Origin of the sequence: Hymenobacter segetis, assembly GCF_038448715.1 — a bacterium.
GTDB classification, from domain to species: domain Bacteria; phylum Bacteroidota; class Bacteroidia; order Cytophagales; family Hymenobacteraceae; genus Hymenobacter; species Hymenobacter segetis.
The window spans coordinates 116036-139989 of the sequence record NZ_JBCEVZ010000004.1 but is presented as its reverse complement, the minus strand read 5'-3'; the positions used below and the strand labels follow the sequence as shown (position 1 = coordinate 139989).

The following is a 23954-nucleotide window of genomic DNA, read 5'->3' as shown; positions in this document are numbered from 1 at the left end:
ATGAAACCCACCCGCTTGCTCCTGCTAAACATCCTGCTACTGGCTCTACTGCCAGCAGTTGGAGCGCGGGCACAAGCGTTGAAACCACGCCTCCGCCAAGTAGTAAGCCCGCCGGCTCGTAAGGAGAAATTCCAGCTCTACCTGCTGATTGGACAGTCGAACATGGCCGGGCGGGGCATGGTGGAAGCCGAGGACACGGTGCCCAACCGCCACGTGCTGCGCCTGAATCCAGGCGGGCAGTGGGAAGTGGCCAAAGACCCGATTCACTTCGACAAAAGCATTGCCGGCGTGGGGCCGGGGCTGACCTTCGGCCGGTTCATGGCCGCGGCAGACACCAGTGTCACCATTGGGCTGATTCCGTGCGCGGTGGGCGGCTCGGGCATTGATGCCTGGACGCCCGGTGCCTACTACGATGGCAACAAATCGCACCCCTACGATGATGCCCTGGCCCGCGCCAAAACCGCCCTGCAGGCGGGCACGCTTGTCGGCATCATCTGGCACCAAGGCGAATCGGACAGCAGCCCTGAAAAAAGCTCCCTGTATCAGCAGAAGCTGAAGATTCTCATCAAGCAGTTGCGAGCCGATTTGCAAGCGCCCAACCTGCCCTTCGTGGCCGGGCAGCTACCAGCTTTTCAGCTTACCAAAACCAGTCCCGACGGCCGGCCCCAAATCAACGATGCGGCCGTGCGCATCAACGAAGCCGTGGCCGGGCTGCAAAAGCAGGTACCGCATTACGCTTTTGTCACCGCCGAGGGCACGGCCGATATCGGCGACCACACCCATTTCAACGCCGTTTCGGCGCGGCTGATGGGGCAATGCTACGCGGCCGCCATGCAACTGCTGCAACGCCCGGCCCGGCGCAAGTAACCAGCTTAATATCCTCCTGCAAATCTATTCTTTCTCCATTTCCTGATTCCCCGGGCTCGCCCGGAATCTCTGTGCTTATCTGGTGGCCGCTGGCCGTACCGGAGTCCGAAAAACAGCCCTCCCGGCCGGAACTGCGCCTCACGAGAATGGTGGGAACGTATGACTGAGGCCCCGGCCGGGGCGGCTGTGGCCGGTGGCCGCCAGAATGCACAACCCCTTTTCCCAGCTGCTGAAGCGGCTTTTTATCGCAACTAAATGACTCTTTCGTTTCCCAAGCCCTTGTTGCCGCTGCTGTTGCTGGGCCTATTGCCCAGCCTGCCCGCGTTGGCACAAAAGAAAAAACCGGTGCCTGCGGTAACCACCACCAGCCCGGCTGATATCGAGCAGCGCATCTCGGCCCTGCTCGCTCAGATGACGCTGGAGGAAAAAGTGGGCCAGCTCAATCAGTATTCGGGCCGCGAGGTGACCGGCCCGGCCAGCGACCGCAAGAACACGCTGCTCAGCAGCATCCGGGCCGGGCAAGTGGGCTCGATGCTGAACGTGAAGGGCGTGAAGGACACGCGCGAAATCCAGGCCGTGGCGCTGGAATCGCGCCTGCACATCCCGCTGCTGTTCAGCCTCGACGTCATTCACGGCTACCAGACCACTTTCCCCATTCCGCTGGCCGAGGCCGCTTCCTGGGATTTGGACGCCATCCGGCTTGGCGCGCACGTGGCAGCGAAAGAGGCCGCTGCGTCCGGTATTCACTGGACCTTCGCGCCGATGGTGGACATCGGCCGTGACCCGCGCTGGGGCCGCGTGATGGAAGGCGCCGGTGAGGACACCTACCTCGGCTCGCAGATTGCGAAAGCCCGCGTGCTGGGCTTCCAGGGTGAGAAGCTGGGTGGCACCGATGCTATCATGGCCTGCGCCAAGCACTTCGCGGCTTACGGAGCCGCCACAGCAGGACGCGACTACAACGCCGTGGACATCAGCGAGCAGCAGCTGTGGGAAACCTACCTGCCGCCCTTCCGCGCCGCCGCTGAGGCCGGCGTGGCCACGTTCATGAACTCGTTCAACACCCTGAACGGCATCCCGGCCACCGGCAACGCCTACTTGCAGCGCGACATCCTGAAAGGCCAGTGGAAATATCCCGGCTTCGTGGTGAGCGACTGGGGCTCCATCGGCGAGCTGGCCAACTGGGGATACGCGGCCGACAAAACCGATGCCGCCCAAAAGGCCATCACCGCCGGCTCCGACATGGACATGGAGAGCGACGCCTACCACCAGAAACTGGTCCAACTGGTGCAAGCCGGCAAGGTGGATGTCAGTCTCGTGGACGATGCCGTGCGCCGTATTCTGCGCAAGAAATTCGAGCTTGGCCTATTCGATGACCCGTACAAATTCTCGGACGAGAAGCGTGAAAAGCAAGTCCTGAGCGACCCGCAAAACCGCGCCGCCGCCCGCCAGATGGCCCAGAAATCCCTGGTGCTGCTGAAGAACGAAAAAGCCACGCTCCCCCTCACCAAAGCCCTACGCCGCGTAGCCGTCATCGGCCCGCTGGCCAAGTCCCGGCGCAACCTCAACGGCAGCTGGGCCGTGGATACCGACACCACCCGCATCACCTCACTCTACGACGGCCTGCGCCAGCGCGCCGGCAAAACCACCGAGCTGCTCTACGCCAAAGGCTGCAACGTGAGCGGCGACAGCCGCGCCGGCTTCGAGCAAGCCGTGGCCGCCGCCAAAAACGCTGATGTCATCATCCTCACCGTGGGCGAGGCCTGGGACATGAGCGGCGAGGCCAAGTCGCGCACCGATATCCACTTGCCCGGCGTGCAGGAGGATTTGTTCAAAGCCCTCAAAGCCACCGGCAAACCCGTAGCGGTGGTGGTTTTCGGCGGCCGGCCGCTAATTTTCGATGCCATATCGGAGCAGGCCGATGCCATTCTCTATGCCTGGTGGCCCGGCTCGGAAGGCGGGACCGCCCTGGCCGATGTGCTCTACGGCGACTATAACCCCGCCGGCAAGCTGCCCATCACCTTCCCGCGCAGCGTGGGTCAGATTCCCATCGCCTACAACCAGCAGTACAACACCGGCCGCCCCATCACCAAGCCCGGCGATATCCGCTACAAGTCGGCCTATATCGACTCGCCCAACACGCCGCGCTACGCCTTCGGCTACGGCCTGAGCTACACCACGTTCAAGTATTCAGACCTGAAAATCAGCCAGGCTCAGCTGAAAGCCAGTGAGTCGGCCCAGGTCAGCTTCACGCTCACCAACACCGGTAAAATAGCCGGCGAGGAAGTGGCCCAACTCTACCTCCGCGACCCCTTGGCCTCCGTGGCCCGGCCGCTCAAGGAGCTCAAGGACTTCCGCAAAGTCAGCCTCAAGCCCGGCGAGAGCAAGACCGTGACGTTCACCATCGACAAAGACAAGTTGGCCTTCTACAACTCGAAACTAGAGTGGGCCGCCGAACCCGGCAAGTTCAACCTAATGGTCGGCAGCGCTTCGGATGATATCCGGCTGGAAGGCGTGCTGGAATTGCAGTAACACGATTATTGAGCGTCATGCTGAGCCGCCCCAATTAACCTCTACCAAAAACAAACTTATGCCTTCCCTATCCCAATTTTCCCTCGCTGATAAGGTCGTTATCATCACCGGCGCTACTGGCGTGCTGGGCGCATCTATGTCGCTGGCCGTGGCTGAGGCCGGGGCCAAAGTGGCCATCCTGGGCCGCAACGCCGAGCGGGCCGAAGCGCGGGCGGCCGCCATCCGCGCCATCGGCGGCGAGGCGCTGGTGGTGCTGGCCGATGTGCTTGACGTGGCCCAGATGAATGCGGCCTGCGATAAAATCATGAGCACCTGGGGCCGCATCGACGGGCTGGTGAACGCGGCCGGCGGCAACATGCCGGGGGCCACCGTCGGCCCGAGCCAGAATCTGTTCGATGTGGGCATCGAAGACACGCGCCGGGCGGTTGATTTGAACCTGTTCGGCACCGTGATTCCGACCACCGTTTTCGGGCGCGTGATGGCCGACCAGGGCACGGGCTCCATCGTCAATATTTCCTCGCTCACGGCCCAGCGGCCCCTCACCCGAGTGATGGGCTACACGCTGGCCAAAACCGCCATCGAAGGCTATACCCGCTGGATGGCTACCGAGCTGGGCCTACGCTACGGGGGCGGCATTCGCATGAATGCCATCGCGCCGGGCGTATTCCTCACCGAGCAAAACCACGACCTGCTCATCGCCGCCGACGGCTCGCACACCGAGCGGGCCACCAAGTTTATCAGCCACACGCCCTTTCAGCGCTTCGGCGAGCCGGAGGAGTTGACGGGCACGCTGATTTATTTGCTGAGCAACGCCTCACGGTTTGTGAACGGCGAGACGGTAGTGGTGGACGGCGGTTTCAACGCCTACAGCGGTGTGTGATTTTGTTATTCATTGATGAACAATAACAGCCCGTCATGCAGAGCGTAGCGAAGCATCTTTACCGCAGTAGTAACTAATTGCGTTGCGCGGTAAAGATGCTTCGCTGCGCTCTGCATGACGTTCTTACTAAACAATACCCCATCCCAAAATGCCCATTATCCAAAGCTGGCGCTGGTACGGCCCGAACGACCCCGTGAGCCTCGCCGACATCCGCCAAGCTGGCGCTACCGACGTGGTGACGGCCCTGCACCACATCCCGAATGGCGAGGTCTGGACTGTGGCGGAAATCCAGAAGCGCCAGGAAATCGTGAAGGCCGCCGGCCTGACGTGGAGCGTGGTGGAAAGCGTGCCCGTGCATGAAAACATCAAAACCCGCACCGGCAATTTTCAGCCATACATCACCAATTACCAGGAGTCGCTGCGCAACCTGGCGGCCTGCGGCATCTTCACAGTGACGTATAATTTCATGCCCGTGCTGGACTGGACGCGCACCGACCTGGCCTACGAAGTAGCGGACGGCTCCAAAGCCCTGCGCTTCGAGAAAGCCGCTTTCGTGGCCTTCGACACCCAGCTACTGAAGCGCCGGAATGCGGCCCAGGACTATACGCCCGAAGAATTAGCAAAGGCCGAAGCCCGCTTCGCCGCCATGAGCGCCGAGGAGAAACAGCTGCTCCAGCGCAACATCATCGCCGGCCTGCCTGGCAGCGAGGAGAGCTTCACGCTGGAAAAATTCCAGAAGGCGCTGGACGCTTACGATGGCATCGACGCGGCCAAACTGCGTGAACATCTAATTCTGTTTCTGCGGGAAATTGTGCCGGTGGCCGAGCGGGTGGGCATTAATCTCGCCATTCACCCCGACGACCCGCCCTACCCCATCCTGGGCTTGCCCCGCGTGGTGAGCACGGCTGAGGACGTGGCCGCACTGGCGGCCGCCGTGCCTTCGCCGGCCAACGGCCTGTGCTTCTGCACCGGCTCCTTCGGCGTGCGGGCCGATAACGACCTACCGGCCATGGTGCGCCAGTTTGCCGGGCGCATCCACTTCATCCACCTGCGCAGCACCCAGCGCGACGCGGAGGGAAATTTCTACGAAGCCAACCACCTCGAAGGCGACGTGGACATGTACGCCGTAATGCGCGAGCTAATAGAGGCCATGCACCGGCGCAACGTGCGCCTGCCCATGCGCCCCGACCACGGCCACCAGATGCTCGACGACCTGCACAAGAAAACCAACCCCGGCTACTCGGCCATCGGCCGCCTGCGCGGCCTGGCCGAATTGCGCGGGCTGGAAATGGGCATCGCGCGCAGCCTGGCGTAGGTTATCAGCCGGAAATCAAGGCTTACTTAGCGACACTCACGCGCCAGATTTTGTCGGCCGCGTCATCAGCCACCAGCAGCGAGCCGTCGGGCAGCGTGGCCACGCCCACGGGGCGGCCGTAAGCGTCCTTCGTGTCGCCGCCGGCCAGAAAACCGGTGAGGAAGTCCTCCGGTTTGCCGGGCTTGCCATTGGCAAAGGGCACGAAAACTACTTTGTAGCCCGAGAACCGCGTGCGGTTCCAGGAGCCGTGCTCGCCGATGAAAGCGCCGTTGCGGTACCTGGTGGGGAAGGCGTCTTTGTCATAAAATGTGAGGCCCAGCGCGGCTACGTGCGCCCCCAGCGCCACGTCGGGCACCAAGGCTTTTTTGACGAGGTCGGGCCGCTCGTTTTTGCGGCGGGGCTCTTCGTTTTGGCCGAAATACGAGTAGGGCCAGCCGTAAAAGCCACCTTCTGTCACGCTAGTGAAGTAGTCGGGCACCAGCTCATCGCCCAGCTCGTCGCGCTCGTTCACCACGGTCCAGAGCTTGCCGGTGCCGGGCTGCCATTGCAGACCGATGGGGTTGCGTAGGCCGCTGGCGAATATTTTCTCGCCCGTGCCGTCGGGGTTAATTTGAAGGATATTGGCGCGGCGCACTTCTTCCTCGGCCCCGTGCTCCTGCACGTTGCTGCTCGAGCCCACGGTCACGTAGATTTTGGAGCCGTCGGGCGCGGCCAGCAGGTTGCGGGTCCAGTGGTTGTTGTAGCCACCTTTGGGCAGGTCGAGAATGCGCTGGCCCGAGCCCGTGATTTTGGTAGCACCCGGCTGGTAGGGGAAGCGCAATACGCCATCGGTGTTGGCCACGTAAAAGTTGTTGCCGATAATCAGCATCCCAAACGGCTGGCTGAGGCCCGCCAGGAAAGTGGTGCGCAGGTCGGGGGTGCCGTCGTGGTTAGTGTCGCGCAGCAGCGTGATGCGGTTGGCGCTGTGGTCGCGTAGCGAGCGGGACTTGTCCAGCTTTAGCTCGGCTATTACTTTGCGGCTCATGCTCAGCGGGATGGTGCTGGCTTCGGCCACCAGCACGTCGCCGTTAGGGGCCACGTACAACCAGCGCGGGCTGTCCAGCTTCCCGGCGTACTCCGCCACCGTGAAGCCGGCGGGCGCTGTGGGCATTTTGCCGGCCGGCCAGGGCTGGATATTCACCCGGTTGGACACTGATTTGGTGGCATAGGGCGCGGGCAGATGCACTGAGTCGGCGGCGGGCGTGGCCACGGTCTGGGCCGGCGTGTTGGCGGCGGCCTCCCGCTTTTCCTGTTGGCTGGGTCCACCGCAGGCGGCCAGCAGGCCCAGACCGGCCAGCAGTAGCGGAATGTTTTTCGACATCATCATGGAGAGCGTAGCGCACGCAACTGATTGGAGACGCGCGGGGGCAGCTGTCTTTACTTCCGAGTGCCGAATTGGTTGCGGCGCAGCTTTACTCAGCTAATAATCCCTGTTCCTTCAGCCAGTCAAAAATCAGCTGGTCGACGGCCGATACCTGGGCCCGGTGCCGGTAGGTCAGCCACACTACTTCCGCGATTTCGGCGGCTGGTTGCAGCGTGCCGGTATAGCGGGCGTAGTAGCAGGCCATGCGCACCAGCACGCCCGCCGGGTGCCCGTGGGCGGGAGCCTCAAACGTGCCGGCGTGCATCAGACTGGCCGGGTCGAGGGCCACGGTCAGCTCCTCTTCGATTTCGCGCAGCAGGGTTTGGGCATCGGTTTCGCCGGGCTCGCGCTTGCCGCCGGGGAAATAGTACCGGTCTTTGCCGTGGCTGCGGGTGCTCAGCACCTGGCCATCACGCAGGTGCAGCCAGGCTATTTTGTCGATGATTGGCATAAGGAATGGCATTGGCCCATAACTATTAAACTGGTGGCAATACCACTGTCGAAAGGTAGCACAGCCCCGGCAAGGGCCGGCTACATTATACTTGCCTCATGAAATCCCTCCTGCTACCCACCCGCTCCTACCGCCTCAACGGCCGCCTCTGGCTCGAAACCGACGACGGCCGCTTTCTCGGCATCGGCCGGCTGGAATTGCTGGAGCAGATTGCCGCGCTGGGCTCCATCTCGAAGGCCGCGCAGGCCATGGGCATGTCCTACAAGCGCGCCTGGGACCTAGTAAGCTCCATGAATGCGCAGGCCGCCACGCCGCTGGTGAGCACCCAAACCGGCGGCACCAAAGGCGGCGGTGCTGTGGTGACGGAGGCCGGCCAGGCCGCCATTGTGGCCTTTAAAGCCCTGCAAGCTCGTTTCCAGGAATTCATGGCGCTCGAAACAAACCGGATACACGAGTAAGGATATAAAACCGGTCGTTATATCTTTACGGATACAACGGCCGTTTTCATGTCCATGCTCCTACCCAACCGCGCCCGCCCAGCGCTGCTTGCGGCCGTCGCCCTCCCGGCGATGGCCGCCCATAGCCAAACCGTAGCCCCCGCCGATACGACCCGCAAAAAAGTTGATTTGGAGGAAGTGGTGATATCCGCTTCCAAAGTCGAGGAAAGCTTCTTGCAATCGCCAGTGACGGTGGAAAAGCTGAATGCCCGGGCGCTGCGGCTCACGCCCACGCCGTCGTTTTTCGATGCTATTGAGCATCTTAAGGGGGTGCAGGTGATTACACCCAGCCTGGCTTTTAAGGTGATAAATGCCCGGGGCTTTACTAACACCACCAACGTGCGTTTCGCGCAGCTCGTGGATGGCGTGGACAATCAGGCCCCGCACATCAGCGGGCCGATTGGGAATGTGTTGGGACCGACTGATTTGGATATCATATCAGTGGAAATCGTGCCGGGCACGGCCGCCGCGCCCTACGGGCTGAACGCCATCAACGGGCTGGCCAATTTTCGGACGAAAAACCCTTTTGATTCCCAAGGGCTGAGCGTGCAGCAGAAAACGGGAATTAACCACGTTAATGATGCCAATACCGGGGCTAAAATCTTCTCCGAAACTAGCTTGCGCTACGCGAAGGTGCTGAGCACGAAGCTGGCATTCAAGGTGAACGGCAGCTACCTACGTGGCTACGACTGGGTGGCCAACGACCAGACCGACATTAACCCCAACGGCAACGCCAACACCGGCCTGTTCGGGGCTGAAAACCCAGCCCGCGACCCCGTGAACGGCTATGGCAACGAGTCATCGGACCGCAGTACGCTGAACCTGGGCGGCAAAAACTACCAGGTGGCCCGCACCGGCTACGCCGAAAAAGACGTGGTGGACTACCACCTGCGCACCCTCAAAGGCGATGCCGCGCTGCACTACCGCTTCCGGCCCGGCACCGAGCTGGCCTACACCTACCGCGTGGCCAGTTTCGATAACGTGTACCAACGCTCGAACCGCTTCCAGCTTCAGGATTACCGGCTCCAACAGCACGCCCTGAGCCTGACCACGCCCGTGGTGCAGGCCCGCGCCTACTTCACCCAGGAAAACACCGGCCAGAGCTATAACCTGCGCTCCGCCGCCGAGAACATCGACCGCAGTTACAAGCCCGATGCCACCTGGAACCGTGACTACACCACCGCCTGGAACGCCGCCACCCAGGCCGGCCAACCCATTGCCCAGGCCCACGCCACCGCCCGCGCCGCCGCCGATTTCGGCCGCCCCCAGCCCGGCACTCCCGCCTTCCAAAACAGCCTTAGCACCGTGCAGGGCATCAATAACTGGGACGTGGGCGCGGCCCTGCGCGTGCGCGCCGACCTGCTCCACGCCGAGGGCCAGGTGAACCTGGCTGAGGCCCTGCGCCGAGGCGGCCACCGCCTGCCCGCCGCCCTGGATGTGCTGGCCGGGGCCGACCACCGCACCTATATCGTGGTGCCCGACGGCAACTATTTCATCAACCCCGAGAAGGGCAAAGACCCGCTCGGCGACAACCTGACCTACTCCAAAACCGGCGGTTTCGTGCAGGCCGGGGCGCGGCTGCTCAAGGAGAAAATCCGCCTCACGGCCACCCTGCGGGCTGATAAGAACGATTATTTCGACCTGAAATTCAACCCGCGTTTCACGGCCGTATATTCGCCCGGCCAGCAGGCCAATTTCCGGGTGAGCTACCAGAGTGGGTACCGGTTTCCGAGCTTGTTTGAGGGGTTTTCGAATGTGAACAGTGGGCAGGTGAAACGCATCGGGGGGCTGCGGGTGATGTCGGACGGCGTGTTTGAGAACAGCTATTTGCGCACCAGCATTGATGCTTTTGGGGCCGCCAATACGGCTTACATCAACGCCAATACGCCCGCCAATGCCACGGCCACCCAGAAGCTGGCCATTCAAAACCAGGCCATCGCGCAGAACAAGGGCCTGCTGGTGAAAAACCCCTACACCTACCTCAAACCCGAGCACATCAACTCCCTCGAAGTGGGCTATAAGGCCGCGCTGCTGCCCAAAGGCCGCCTGTTGGTCGATGTGGATTTTTACTACAACACCTATCGCGACTTCATTGCCCAGGTGGAAGCCTACGTGCCCAAAACGCTGAATCCGGACTCCACGGCCATTTACCTCAACGCAAAATCCACCCAGAACCGTTACCGCCTCTGGACCAATGCCCAGAGCAAAGTCTATAACTACGGCGGCTCAGTGGGCCTGCGCTACGAGCTGCCCGGCGGCTACCTGGCAGGGGCCAACACCACCTATACCCGCCTCGACCGCACCGAAAGCGGCGATGGCCTCGAAGACGGTTTCAACACCCCGCGCTGGGCCTACAACCTGAGCCTGGGCAATGAAAACGCCTACCGCAACTTCGGTTTCGGCCTCAACTACCGCTGGCAGCAGGGCTATTATTCCCAAACTTTCCTGGTGAATGGCAACGTGGCCGCCTACCACACCCTCGATGCCCAACTGAGCTACACCGTGCCCGCGCCCAACCTGCGTTTCAAGCTGGGGGCCAGCAATGCGCTCAATAATTACTACGTGTCCTACCTCGGCGGGCCGAGCGTGGGCGGGCTGTATTACTTGGCCATCACCTATTCGATGTAGCCACCCTACCACCTGAAAAATGAACTCGCTAGCGGGGGTCCCCGCCAGCAATTACCGTTCTGTGAAAGCCTGGCGAATCGCCAACGGCCACAAAAAAAGGCCCGCTCTCATCGAGCGGGCCTTTTTCATTCATCAGCTAGCGCTGAGCCTTGATTACTTCTTGCGCTTGGCCGGGGCCTTTTTGGCAGGAGCTTTCTTGGCGGGAGCCTTCTTCACCGGAGCAGCTTTCACTGGCTCGGGCACGATGGTCGGGGCCGGGCCGTACTTCACTTCCGAGGCGTTGGGGTCGCCGGTGAGGTAGAGGTCGAACTCGACGCGACGGTTCAGGGCCTGGCCGGCGGCCGTGGCGTTGTCAGCAATCGGCTTGGTTTCGCCGTAGCCATGCGACACGATACGGTCGGCGGGCACAGCCTGGCTCAGCATGTAGGTGCGGGCCGAAGCAGCACGGGCATCCGAGAGGTTCAGGTTGTAGTTGTCAGCGCCTTTGCTGTCGGTGTGGCCCGAGATGCCCAGCGTGTAGTCGGGATACTCTTCCATGATTTTGGCGAGGTCCTTCAGCGTGGGGTACGAGCTGGGGAGCAGCACGGCCTTGTTGAATTCGAAGTTGATGTACTTCGTGGCCTCCTGCAGGCGCTTCTTGGTTTCAGCTTTCACCTCGGGGCAGCCTTTGTTGCTGGCCGGGCCGGGGCGGTTGGGGCAGCGGTCCTGGTAATCGGGAACACCGTCGCCGTCGGTATCAATGGGGCAGCCGTTAGCGTCCACTTTCACACCCGATGGGGTGTTGGGGCACTTGTCAGCGGCATCGGTTACACCGTCGCCGTCAGCATCGGGGCAGCCTTGCAGGGCGGCGATGCCGGCCACGTCGGGGCACTTGTCATCGGCATCGGTGATGCCGTCGCCGTCACGGTCGGGGCAGCCTTGCAGGGCGGCCACGCCTTTCACGTCGGGGCACTTATCCTGATAATCTGGAACGCCGTCGCCGTCTTTATCAAGCGGGCAGCCGTTGGGGTCAACTGCTACGCCGGCTGGGGTGCCGGGGCACTTATCCTTCTTGTCCGACACGCCGTCGCCGTCAGCATCCTTCATTTTGCCCAAAGCCACCGTGATGCCGGCCTGGTGCAGCAGGAACCGGTCATACAGCTTGTCGGTGGGGCTGCTCATGTTGTCTACCCGGTCCGTGAAGGGGTAGTGCTGGCTGGTGGTCAGGTCCAGGAACACGGCATCGCTGAGCCGCACCCGAATACCGGCCAGGCCAAATACCTCGGGCCGCCGAATCTGCGTCACGCCGAAATTAGCACCGCGCACCTGCCCCGAGCTATTAGCCAGGAACATGCCGCCGCCACCCATCAGGTAGGGCTGAATGCGGGCGTCTTCTTTCAGAATCTTGCCGTTGTTGAGCTTGAGCTTAATCCCCAAATCCACCATGCCGGTGCGCGACTCAAAGTTAGTCGCCTGGAACAGCTCGCTGCTAAACTTGTACGTCTCGTAGTAGCCCAGCAGGGCCACATCGAACGATGGCGACAGGTAGCGGGTGATGGTTCCGCCGCCGCCCACCGACAGGTCATTGCCGGAACGGTTCCAGAAGTCGGAGCCTTGGTTGCCGCTGTATTGCATCAGGCCGATATTGGCACTGAGCGCCGTTTTGCGGTCGGCGGTTTGGGCCTGAGCACGCGGAGCGGCCATGCCAAGCACGACTGCTCCCAGGGCAAGGCCACGTAGGAGATTAGGTTTTGAGACCATAAATTTTAGGTGTGTGGAATAGATGCGATATCCGCTGCGAGCCATTCAGCCCATCTTGCATTGGATGTGCAGCTATACCCCTTCCAGCTAAAAAAGTTGTTCTCTTCGCTCTTTAGCATCGAATCACCAAAACAGAATAATGATATGAGTCAAGTAATTACAAATGCAAATGTTTGGCTTTATTCTGCTATCGACGGCCTTATCCACTTAGCAAACCAGCCTCTTTAAGCTGCCTGCCAACGGGCAATCACATAAAAAAAGCCGCCTGTTTTCACAGGCGGCTTTCCCAATTATTATCCCGAAAATTCAGGTCCTAGAACCGTCCGAAATTCAGTCCCAGAATCAGCACGATGCCGATGACCATCAGTATCAGATAGGTTTCCACGGCACCGGTCTGCACGTAGCGCAGCAGCTGGCCACCGCCATTCACCGCGCGGCCAAAAACGCCCACCACGGGATTGATAACGCCGTTTTCCACGAACTTATACAGGCCCGTCGACAGCGCCATGATGGGCCGCGTGAACACGTTATTGTACAGCTCATCGATGTAGTATTTGTGATACACCAGGCTTTCGGGAGCCGAGCGGTGGGCCTCGTCTTCGGCCGGGCGCGTGGCGCGGGCCACGTACATCACATAGGCCAGAATGATGCCCAGCAAGCCAGCGGCAACCGAGGCAATCATGAGCATCAATTCGGTGTGCTCATCGGGCTTGGCCGAGAAAACCTCGGGCAGAATACGCTGCGAATACGTAAAAATCGGGGCCAGATATTCGGCCAGGTAATGGTGCCCACCGGTAAACATCGGCGCGCCCATGAAGCCGCCCACGGCCGCCAGAATAGCCAGCACGATGAGCGGGAACGTCATCGAAGCGGGCGACTCGTGCAGGTGGTGCTTCTGCTCCTCCGTACCCCGGAACTCGCCAAAGAAAGCCAGGAAGAGCAGGCGGAACATGTAGAACGCCGTCAGGAAAGCGGTGAGCAGGCCCATGGCCCACAGCACTTTGTTGTGTTCAAAGGCGTGCGCGAGGATTTCATCTTTCGAGAAGAAGCCCGAAAACGGCGGAATGCCCGAAATGGCCAGACAGCCGATGAGGAACGTGAGGAAGGTGATGGGCAGCGCCTTGCGCAGACCGCCCATGCGGCGTAGGTCCTGCTCGTTGCTCATGGCGTGAATCACGGAGCCGGCCCCGAGGAACATCAGCGCCTTGAAGAAGGCGTGGGTGAGAACGTGGAACAGAGCGGTGGAGTAGCCCATCACGCCCAGCGCCAGAAACATATAGCCCAACTGCGAAACGGTGGAGTAAGCCAGCACCTTCTTGATATCGTTCTGTGCCAGGCCGATGGTGGCCGCAAACAGCGCCGTAGCCGCGCCCACAATGGCGACAACCTGCAGCGTATCGGGCGAGAGCGTGAACAGCACGTTGGCCCGCAGCACCATGTAGATACCCGCCGTTACCATGGTAGCAGCGTGAATGAGGGCCGAAACCGGCGTAGGGCCGGCCATGGCGTCGGGCAGCCAGGTGTAGAGCGGCAGCTGGGCCGACTTGCCCATTGCGCCCACAAACAGCAGCAACGTGATGGCCGTGCAGATGCCCACGCCATACGTGCCGAACTGGCCGAGGCTGGCCTTCTGGAACACCTCGGCGTACTGCACCGAGTTGAAGGTGAGGTAAATCAGGAAAATACCGAGCAGGAAACCCAGGTCACCGATGCGGTTGATGATGAAGGCTTTCTTGGCGGCGTTGTTGTAGGCCGTATTCTTGTTCCAGAAGCCGATGAGCAGGTAGGAGCACAAGCCCACGCCTTCCCAGCCGATGAAGAGAATGACGAAGTTGGCCCCCATCACCAGCAGCAGCATGCTGAAAATGAACAGGTTCAGAAAGCTAAAAAACTTGCCCACGTTCTCGTCGTGGTGCATGTAGCCGATGCTGTAGACGTGAATCAGGAAGCCCACGCCCGTCACCAGCAGCAGCATTATAAGGCTCAGCTGGTCAATCTGGTACTGGAAGGGAATCTGGAGCGAACCCACCGAAATCCAGTCGAACAGCTGCACGGTGTACTGATACTGGAAATTCAGGAACAGCATCACCGAAATCAGGAACGAGCCCAGCACGGTGGCGCTGCCGATGAGACCGGCCACGGTACCGGAAAGCTTCTTGTTCAGCAGTCCATTCAGCAAAAAGCCCAGAAAGGGCAGCAGCGGAATCAGGACGTAGATGAACGTAGAATAAGGGGCGTTGGCGCCGGGGAGAACGGTTTCTTGCATGTACGTAGGGGCGGGGCTTGTCCCTGCCCGGCTAGCGGAACGATGAAATCAGGAGAATAACGGCGCGAACGGCCGGGCGGGGGCAAGCCCCGCCCCTACCACTTCAGACGACTCAACAAATTGACGTCGGTGGTCTGGAAGTTGCGGTAAATCATGACGATGATGCCCAGGCCCACCGAGACTTCGGCGGCGGCCACGGCCATGATGAAGAACACGAAAATCTGGCCGTGGGGGTCGGAGCGGTAGGCCGAAAAGGCCGTCAGCAGGATGTTCACGGCGTTGAGCATCAGCTCGACGCACATGAAGATGATGATGGCGTTGCGCCGCACCAGCACGCCCGTGACGCCGATGGCAAACAGGGCCGAGGCGAAGAAAACGTAGTACTGAAGCGGTACGGTCCGAATGACTTCGGGGATGGTCTGGGAAACGGTTGGGTCCATACAGGAAGGGCCGGCGAATGGGCAACGTGCAGCCGGCCGGCCGGCAAAGGTACCCGAAAAACCACCAGTCCAAAAATCACAATTCAACCCGTGGCGCTTCGGGGCGGGGCAAAGGAGCCGTCCCTGCTCCTATGCTATCCAAAACCAGGGGCGCGGACCGTTTTCGCATCCAGTAAAGTGGTTGCATCGTGGGCTATGCACAATAAACAACTATTCAAATCAATATAAATAATTATGGTTAGAGAAAAACCGTCTCATAAATAATTTATAACAAAAGTTCAATTGGCAAATCAAGAGAAATATCGCCTAATATTAAACTTTTCCATGATGAAGCTAACTCCATTAAAGATAATCGGGCATTACTTTTCCCGAGCGCCAAAGCTGCTTTTTCTAATGGATTAATTATGCAAACTTTGTATTATGTAGAACTATAGCCACATTTCCTTAACTCCTGCTTACCCTTTTTTACCGAATTATTCACATTCCCTTCTTTTCATGAAACCATTCTTACTTGGATTATTATCCATATTCTGGAGTACGTTGGCAATGGGTCAGACCTTGTATACGTTCAACGGAGGCGGAACCACCGGCGATTGGGACGCCGCCTACAGCTGGACGACTGACCCCACGGGCTCAACCAGCATCAATGCCCGGGTTCCGGCGGCCAACGACAATGTGGTAATTACCAACAGCTTCGTGCTGTCAGTAAAAAACCTGGTGGCAGCCACGGGCCTGAACGTGACGGTGCAGAAGGGCGGCGTGCTCGACCTGACTACGGCCACCAACAACCTGCCGGCGCTGGCCAGCCTATCCGGCCAGGGCACGCTGCGCATCGCGGGGCCATATTTCCCGACGGTGACGACCAACAACTTCGATGATGCCAACACGGGCACCGTCGAATTCTATAACTGGGCCGCTGGTCCTACGGCCTTGCCAATCCCGGTTTCGGGCCTGTACAACAACCTGCGGCTGCTGAACACCACGGCCACCGCCTACAGCACCTACCTCGATGCCAACCTGACGGTGAACGGCAACCTAACGCTGCTGCGCTCTAACGCAACGGCTTTCCCTTCGGGCAATGACAACGCTACTGCTGCCGCCGCTGCTGCGGCCGCGGGCATTTCGCTTAGAATAGGAAACGCGGCGGCCAACCGCGCCCTTAGCGTGTATGGCGACATCACGATTGGCGGGGGCACGTTTTTGGGCGTGGGCAGCGCCAACAACGGCACGCATACGCTGACGGCCTACGGCAGCTTCATCAACAACGGCACGGTGAACCTACACAACGGCACCGCCGACGACAATCAGGTGGCCACGCTCGTTTTTTCGGGTGCCACCGGTGCCACGTTCGCCTGCAACGGCGATACGGACCTCGATATTCTGAAAGTAGACAAGGGCATCGACAGCCAGGTACTGCTGAATGTGACCTCGGCGCAGGGCTTGCACGGCAACGCCCAAGGCAACCTGCGCCTCGGCCACGTAGGCGCTAACGTGGACCTGCTGGTACTGGTGAACGGCATAACCAAGCTCGGCAACAACGTTTATCTGGCCAAAATCAGCAACGTTACGACCACGGGCACCGGGTTTTCGCTCGGGTCTTCGTCCACCAGCCCCACGCTTTGGATAGCCGGGGCCACGGTTATTAACAATTACGCCAACGCCTTCATCGTATACGGCACGTATCGGATTAGCGGGGGTTCGCTGACCAGCGTTAACTATGATGCCATGGTGGTGCGCGAGGATGGGCAACTGCTCATCGAGGGCGGCACCACTACGGTGGATAAGTTTCGGCCGTCGAGCACCTCGTCGTCGCACCGAGGCTCGTTCATCATCTCTGGCGGAACGTTCGAAGCGGTCGGCACCTATGTTGGGTCTGTTTACGTGGCCCAGGCCCGCTTCTCGATTCCTTACCTCACGCAGGGCTTCCGAATGACGGGTGGCACCATCCGGGTGAGCAACCCCGCCAACTCGACCGGCGCTTTCCACATCGGAGTCGACCCGAATAACGCCAGTGTTAGCGGCGGCCTCATTGAAATCATTCTGCCTAATACGAACACCAACGCCCCCATTCTGTCGACGGCCCCGCTCTGGAACCTGACCATCCGGAAGCCAACGGCGGGCGGTACCAGTAAGGCATTGCTCGCGAACATTACGTCGGAATACACGACCGGGGCCACCAACAATGCCCAGCCCATCACGGTGCTGAACAACTTCACGCTCGACGCCACGAACCCCACTACGTTCGATGCCGCTAACTTGGACGTCAACATCCAGGGCACGCTGGCCATCGGCACGGGCTGCACCTACCTGCCCGGCACCAATACCACGACTTTCAGCGGCCCGCAAAACCAACTGCTGACCAACAATGGCACCATTGGGGCCACGGCTGGCATTGGCACGTTCAATAACTGGACGGTTAACAAATCGGCCGGTACGCTCACGCTGGGCGGCACGGTCACGACCTACCGGGTGCCGGCCACGGCCACCCTCTCGCTGCTGAAGGGCGTGCTCAACGACGGCACCAAAACCATCAACGTGCTGGGCAATATGGTGAACTCGGCAGCGCACACCAGCGCCGGCGGCTCGGGTAGCATTGTGCTCAACGGCACGACCAACCAAATTGTGAGCGGCGATGGCAACGGGGTATTTGGCAACCTCAAAATCAACAACTCGGCCGCCACGGGTACCGTGGCCGTCACGTTTACGGCCAACATGAGCGTGGCCAGCACGCTCACGATGCTGAGCACCAACATTCTCGCCATTGGCTCGAACCGCCTGGCCCTGACCAACGTGGAAAGCTCGGGGCAAACGGGCGCACTGGCCCTGGGGCCGGGCAACGCCTTCTCTACTTCGTGCTTTATTCAGACGGCCGGCAACCAGAGCGATTTGGGCCTGCAGAAAACCTACGGCAAAGGCGATTCCTTCACCTTTCCGGTGGGCACGGGCCTGGGCACTACGGCCCGCTACGCCCCGGCAGTGATTGAGCTGCGCCTGGCCTCTTCGGCCCCTCTCGACAAGTTTGGGCGGGTGAGCGTGAGCCCGGTGAGCTCGCGTAATCCGTTCGTAACGGGCACCACTAATTCGCTGGCTTACTACTGGAAAGTGCGCAGTGCCGGCTTTGGGCCCATCCCCGCGGGTTCGATATACGAGCAGTTTACGATGACCAATACCGATGCGCCCGGCACCCGGGCCAACTACGTACCGGCCCGTTACCTGCCCATTGCCTGGACGAAGTACACCACCAACGACATGAGCATTGGCTCGTCGCTCTCTTACATCAACTTCAGCGCCATCGACCAGGTCGACGGCGAGTTTACCGCCGGCGAACCAGCTGCGTTCGGCACCGTCACGGCATTCTACAGCCGTGGCAGCGGCAACTGGGAAACCCCCGCTACCTGGAGCACCAGCAGCTTCAGCGGCGCAGCGGCCACCACGGTGCCCGGGGCCGGCAACCCGGTTTTCATCGGCTCGGCGGCCGATGGGGCCAACCACACGGTGACCGTGACAGCCAACAATGCCAAAGCCGGCTCGCTGGTGATTGACAATGGCTCAACGCTGGATGCCCAGGCCTTTACGGGGCTCAATTTCGGCGCTTTGCCGGATTCGAAGCCGGGCGGGTCGGGTTTGCTGCGCATGGCCTCGACCACTACCCGCACGGGTGCAAATAAAAAGAATGACCCTTATGTGTACACGACGACGACCACCTTCCCGGGCGGTGATTTCGGGTCTTTCCTGCAAGCGGGCGGCGGTACTGTAGAATACTACACAACGACTACCGCTTATGCCGCAGACCCTTATAACCAAGCGGTAACGCTGCCCACTACTTCGTCGACGGGCCTGGCCCTGACCTCGTACAACAACCTCTCCCTGAATGCCCTTCCCAACACGAGCGTTACGCTTCCCGACGCGGACCTGCGCATTTATTCGCAGCTAAAGGCTGGTACGGCCGCCGCGTACACCGGCGATGCGTACCTGAGCGGCACGGCTAACGGCGACCTGCGCATCGGGACGCTGCTGGGTGTGCAGACGGGCGCGCTGCACTTCAGCAATGGTAATGCGCGCAATCTGTTGATTGAAGGCGATATCCAGGTTAGCAGCGGGGCTACTTTCGACACCAACGGCAGTGGCGCTGCGGTTGCCAACACTTTGTTGGTGAGCGGCTCGACTACCAACAACGGTACGCTGAACTTCAACACCGGCGGCAAAACGGCCGCCCTCACCTTCACCGGCGGCCAACCGGCGAGCATCACCGGTCCTACGGCCAACACCACCAACCTATATTCGCTCACGGTGAACAAGGGCATCGGCCGCACGGCCACGCTGAACCTGGACGTGGCGGGCACCCTCACAACGCCAACCAGCAACTGGCTGACCCTGACCAACGGCACGCTGCGCTACGCCAAGAATTCGGGCACGCAGCCCCTGACCATTCACAACGCGGCCAGCCCCTACCTCATCACCGACAACGCGGGTCTGACCGTAGATGCGCCCAATGCTGCGGTGACCGTAGCCACGAACACCAGCGCGGCCGCCGACCTGAAAATGGCGGGCCAAGTGCAGGTGCTGCAAGGCAGCCTGAGCGTGGGCAGCACCGCCGGCACCGGCAACGACCTGGAATACGCCAGCGCGGGCACCCCCACCCTGAAGGTGAGCGGCACCGCCACGCTGTACGTGAACGGCCAGATTCGCCGCACGGTAACCAACCTCGACGGGGCCTTGCGCTTCGAGCAGACCGGCGGCACCATCGACATCGACGGCAAGGGTGCTACGGCAGCCCAGAGCAACGAGCGCGGCCTGTTTGAAGTGCAGGGCAAGGGCAGCATCTTCCGCATGAGCGGCGGCACCATGAACCTGCACCGCTCCAACGGCCGGCCCACCATCGCGGCCGACCTGTACCTGGCCCCCGACTCGACGGTAGTAACCGGCGGTACGGTGGTGCTGGGCAACACCGCCGCTGGCGCGGGCAACGTGACCGTCAGCGTGAGCTCGACGGTGCCGCTCTACGACCTGCGCGTGGAAACCGGTGCCAACAACACGAACACCAACACCGGCCTGCTGACGGGCGTACTCCCGCTGACGCTGAAAGGCTCGCTGACCATTGGCAACGACAACTCGTTTTTCAATGCCAACAGCTTGGGGCTGAACATTTATCAGAGCCTCATCAATAATAACACTTCGGCCAGTACGGCCCTGAACGCGGGCGGCTTCCAGCCGATTTCGACCACGCAGACCACGACCTTCCTGGGCGGCATTGCCACGCAGCTGCTCACGGGCACGGCCAGCAACCTGACCGTATTCGGCGGCCTGGTGCTGAACACGCCCCAGACCAACGGCAAGCTGCAGCTCGGCGGCAACGTGCTGACGGCCGGCACCCTGACCCTGACCAAGGGCACCCTCGACGACAACGGCAAAACCCTCACCGCGCTGGGCGACGTGCTGAACTCGGCCACGCACACCAGCACGGGCGCGGGCAGCATCGTCCTGGCCGGCACCGCCAACCAAAACATTGGCGGCAACGGCGCAGGCCGCTTCGGCAACCTGACGCTGAACAACGCCGCTGGGGCCACCGCCACGGCCAACCAGGAAATCACCCAGGTGCTGGCGCTGAACAACGGCGTGTTCACCATTGGCTCGAACCTGCTGTGGCTGAGCAACCCCGCCGCCGGGGCCGTGACGGGCTTTAGCGCCGCGCGCTTCATCCGGACCAACGGCATTGTGGCCGACCTGGGCCTGCGCAAGAGCTACCCCGCCAGTGCGCTGAACTTCACCTTCCCTGTGGGGGCAGCTGCCAAGTACACGCCCGTGCAAATGAACCTGACCGCCAACGCGGTGGCCGGCACCATCACGGTGCAGCCCATCGCCCTGGCCCATCCTTCGACCACCAACCCGCTGGCCCGGGAGCTGAACTACTACTGGAAAGTGAGCAGCACGGGCCTGAGCGCCTCGCCCACGGTCACCCAGCAGTTCACCTACATCGACAACGGCGCGGGCAACGACGTGAATGGCACGGAAACCAGCTACAAGCTGGGCCGTTTCCTGAACGGGGCCTGGAACCCCATCAACGGCATCAGCGGCAGCGTGGTGGATGCCACAGCGAACACCCTCACCAACACCGGCGTCAACTACATCAGTGGCGACTACACGGGTGGCGAGATTTCGGAGTTCGGCGCGGTGCCCACCTACTACAGCCGCAACGCTACGGCCGGCCTGGCCGCCGGCGCGGCCTGGGACCTGGCTTCGTCCTGGACGTTTAATGCGGACGGTACCGACTCCGGCCCGCTGCCCACCAGCTTCCCCACCCTGGCCAACCCGGTGGTGATTAACAGTGGCCACCTCATCAACTCAAACGGCCCGGGCCGTGGCGCGGCCACGCTGCAGCTGCTGGGCACGCTGGACCTGGCGGCCAACGCGGCCAACAACTTCAACACCGTGACCGGCACGGGTACGCTGCGCATTGGCTCGGCCCTGTTTCCGGCCGGTAACTACAGCAACTTCGTCGCGCCCAACACCGGCACCGTGGACTTCACGGGAGCCGTGCAGCTGCCGGCCCGCGATACGTACAATAACCTGACCCTGTCGGGCGGCAATGCCAAGCAGTTCACCAACCTCGACCTGACAATCAACGGCACCCTAAACGTGGCCGCTGGCACGACGGTGGACAACCCCACCAGCCAGAACATTGCCCTGGCCTCGGCCACGAGCGGGGCCACGGTGGCCGGCACGCTCAACCTGAACGATGGCCAGCTCACGACCGGGGCTGCGCTCACGACGACCAGCACTGGCACGGTGAATCTGGGAGCCGGCGCGGTAACCCTGGGCACCGCCCTGACCAACAACGGCTCGCTGGTGCTGGGCAACGGTAACTTCAAAACGGGTACCTCGCTCACCAACGGCGGCACGTTCGATGCAACGAAAGGCGCGGGCGCTATCACCGTGGGCACCAGCTTCAGCAACAGCGGCACCTACCTGGCCGGCACCGGCAACCTGGACGTTAACACGACCTTCACCAACACGGCAGCCGGCAACTTCTCGGCCGCCACCGGCGAGGTGAATGCCACCGGTTCCTTCACCAATGCGGGCTACTACGCTGCCACCGCCACCAACCTGCTGCACGCCAATGCGGATTTCAGCATCCCTGCGGGCGGTTATTTCTCGGCTGGCACTTCCACGCTGGTGCTGCGCGGCAACTTCACCAACGCCGGCACCTTCGACCAAGGCACCAGCCTGGCGCAGTTCCTCACGGACGTTAACCACTACATCACCGGCAACACCACTTTCTGGGACTTGCAGAAGTTCGGGGGCAATACCCTTGTGATGGGCTCGAATACCAACGTGACGGTAGCCGACCTGCTGACCCTGCAGAATGGCCTCTTCTACACGGGGCCGGCGGGCTCGAGTAACACGCTCAGCCTGACCAATACGGCCACCCAGCCCATTATCGGCAACACGCTGAGCTCCTACGTGTCGGGTCGCCTGGCCATGACGCTGCCCAACGACGCCGCCAGCATCCGGGTGTTCCCGGTGGGCGCTGGCGGCCGCTACCGCCCCGTCACGATTAAGCCCCTGGGCGTTTCGTCGAGCCCGGTGGTGCTGGTCGAAATCATCAACGGTGCCCCGGCCGGTTCAGTCGATGGCACGCTGTCGAACCTCTCGGCCAACCGCTACTATCGTATTCAGCTGCTGTCGGGCACCATCACCCAGCCCACGGTACAGCTGAGCTTCAACACCGATGTGGTGGATGAAACCGTGAACGTGCCCGGCAACCTGCGCGTAGCCCGCTCGGCTGGCGCCAGCGGCCCCTGGAGCACGGCCGGCGGCGCGGGCGTGTACTCGCCCGATGCCCCCCGGGGCTACACCGTTTCTGCGGCCAATCAGACCGTTATCAACAACAACTCGTTCTTCGCCCTGGCCTCGACCAACAGCGTGGATAACCCCCTGACCGGCTCCGCGCCGCTGCCCGTCGAGCTGGTGCAATTCACGGCTACGCTCAAAGGCGCGGCCGTGCACCTGGACTGGGCCACGGCTTCGGAAAAGAACAGCGCTTATTTCGCAGTGGAGCGCTCGGCCGACGGCCAGCGGTTCAATGAGATTGGTCGTGTAGTGGCGCAGGGTAGCACTACCCTGCACCACGACTACGCCCTGGTAGACGCGGCTCCGCTGACCGGCCTGAGCTACTACCGCCTGCGGCAGGTAGACAATGACGGCACCCTGGCCTACTCGCCGGTGGCTACGGTGCGCTATGCGCCGGAAAATGCCGCACCGGTGCTGCAGGCCTACCCCAACCCTGCCACCCACGCGGGCTTCCAGCTGGCCATCACCGGCCTCACGGGCAGCACGGGTAGCACGGTGCAGGTGTTCGACAACGTGGGCCGCCTAGTGCTCACGCAGGCCGTAGCGCCCAACACGATGCAGACCGCCATTCAGCCGGCTCGTCCGCTGGCGACGGGCATGTACTTCGTAACCTGGACGACGGAGGGCGCCAAGCTGACCACCAAAGTGGTGGTAGAATAGCGCAACGTAACCTTTCTGAATCCTACCTCCAAAACCCCGGCTGCACTAGCAGCCGGGGTTTTTTATTTTGGGCCTGCTGCTGGAGCGGGGCCGCCCTGCCGACAACGCTTCAGTACCGGAATACCCAGCAATATCAAGGCTTGCACATTAGCATTTCACGCAGTGTTTCGGGGTGTTCAAGCGCAGTATTTCGCAGTGCTGTTCTGGAACGACACGGCGAAACACTGCGCTTGAACACCCCGAAACACTGATGAAATAAGAAAACCTATTTTGGTGCGGAGCCCTACCCCATCGGGGCTTTTTTGCCCACTTATTCCCAACTGTTTATCAGTGATTTGGCTGATAAACATCTACGTCATCTGAAGAAAACTCACTCCGCACCATCAGTCAGTTCACACAAAAAAGAGCCCCACCGGAAAAATCCGGTG

At 61.3% G+C, this 23954-nt stretch carries 12 protein-coding genes; 7 read left to right on the top strand and 5 right to left on the bottom strand.

Annotated features, from left to right (window positions below; genetic code table 11):
* The 4 genes from AAFH49_RS03310 to uxuA all read left to right on the top strand — a co-directional run bounded on the left by AAFH49_RS03310 (position 1) and on the right by uxuA (position 5591).
* Complete coding sequence (locus AAFH49_RS03310) at positions 1 to 867, top strand: sialate O-acetylesterase (protein WP_342295987.1); 867 nt, start codon at positions 1 to 3, stop codon at positions 865 to 867.
* 255 nt (positions 868 to 1122) lie between these two features.
* Positions 1123 to 3396, top strand: a complete 2274-nt coding sequence (locus AAFH49_RS03305) for a glycoside hydrolase family 3 N-terminal domain-containing protein (protein ID WP_342295986.1) — start codon at positions 1123 to 1125, stop codon at positions 3394 to 3396.
* Between the two features lie 58 nt (positions 3397 to 3454).
* Positions 3455 to 4276, top strand: a complete 822-nt coding sequence (locus AAFH49_RS03300; RefSeq protein WP_342295984.1) for an SDR family oxidoreductase — start codon at positions 3455 to 3457, stop codon at positions 4274 to 4276.
* A 148-nt stretch (positions 4277 to 4424) separates the two neighbouring features.
* The gene (gene uxuA / locus AAFH49_RS03295; protein ID WP_342295983.1) at positions 4425 to 5591 is read left to right on the top strand and encodes a mannonate dehydratase; all 1167 of its coding nucleotides are present in this window, start codon (positions 4425 to 4427) and stop codon (positions 5589 to 5591) included.
* 22 nt (positions 5592 to 5613) lie between these two features.
* Here uxuA and AAFH49_RS03290 read toward each other — a convergent pair whose 3' ends face one another.
* Positions 5614 to 6957 carry a PQQ-dependent sugar dehydrogenase gene (locus tag AAFH49_RS03290; protein WP_425293314.1) on the bottom strand — a complete coding sequence of 448 codons (1344 nt, stop codon included), beginning with the start codon at positions 6955 to 6957 and terminating at the stop codon, positions 5614 to 5616.
* Between the two features lie 85 nt (positions 6958 to 7042).
* Positions 7043 to 7444, bottom strand: coding sequence for an NUDIX hydrolase (locus AAFH49_RS03285; RefSeq protein ID WP_342295982.1), 402 nt, complete (start codon positions 7442 to 7444; stop codon positions 7043 to 7045).
* A 98-nt stretch (positions 7445 to 7542) separates the two neighbouring features.
* On the opposite strand from AAFH49_RS03285, the gene AAFH49_RS03280 reads away from it, so the two are divergent.
* Together AAFH49_RS03280 and AAFH49_RS03275 are read left to right on the top strand one after the other, a co-directional pair.
* Positions 7543 to 7902: a winged helix-turn-helix domain-containing protein gene (locus AAFH49_RS03280; protein ID WP_342295981.1), complete on the top strand. Its 360-nt coding sequence runs from the start codon at positions 7543 to 7545 to the stop codon at positions 7900 to 7902.
* Positions 7903 to 7950: 48 nt separating this feature from the next.
* Entirely contained in the window at positions 7951 to 10569 is a 2619-nt protein-coding gene (locus AAFH49_RS03275) for a TonB-dependent receptor (RefSeq protein ID WP_342295980.1), read from the top strand.
* A 153-nt stretch (positions 10570 to 10722) separates the two neighbouring features.
* Here AAFH49_RS03275 and AAFH49_RS03270 read toward each other — a convergent pair whose 3' ends face one another.
* From AAFH49_RS03270 to nuoK, 3 genes are all read right to left on the bottom strand, one after another.
* Positions 10723 to 12252, bottom strand: a complete 1530-nt coding sequence (locus AAFH49_RS03270) for an OmpA family protein (RefSeq protein ID WP_342295979.1) — start codon at positions 12250 to 12252, stop codon at positions 10723 to 10725.
* A 370-nt stretch (positions 12253 to 12622) separates the two neighbouring features.
* Complete coding sequence (gene nuoL / locus AAFH49_RS03265; protein WP_342295978.1) at positions 12623 to 14575, bottom strand: NADH-quinone oxidoreductase subunit L; 1953 nt, start codon at positions 14573 to 14575, stop codon at positions 12623 to 12625.
* Between the two features lie 95 nt (positions 14576 to 14670).
* A complete protein-coding gene (nuoK, locus tag AAFH49_RS03260) occupies positions 14671 to 15015 on the bottom strand; it encodes an NADH-quinone oxidoreductase subunit NuoK (RefSeq protein ID WP_342295976.1) in 345 nt (114 codons plus the stop codon).
* 495 nt (positions 15016 to 15510) lie between these two features.
* Here nuoK and AAFH49_RS03255 point away from each other — a divergent pair, with 495 nt between their 5' ends.
* Complete coding sequence (locus AAFH49_RS03255; RefSeq protein WP_342295975.1) at positions 15511 to 23526, top strand: T9SS type A sorting domain-containing protein; 8016 nt, start codon at positions 15511 to 15513, stop codon at positions 23524 to 23526.
* Positions 23527 to 23954 lie beyond the last annotated feature (428 nt).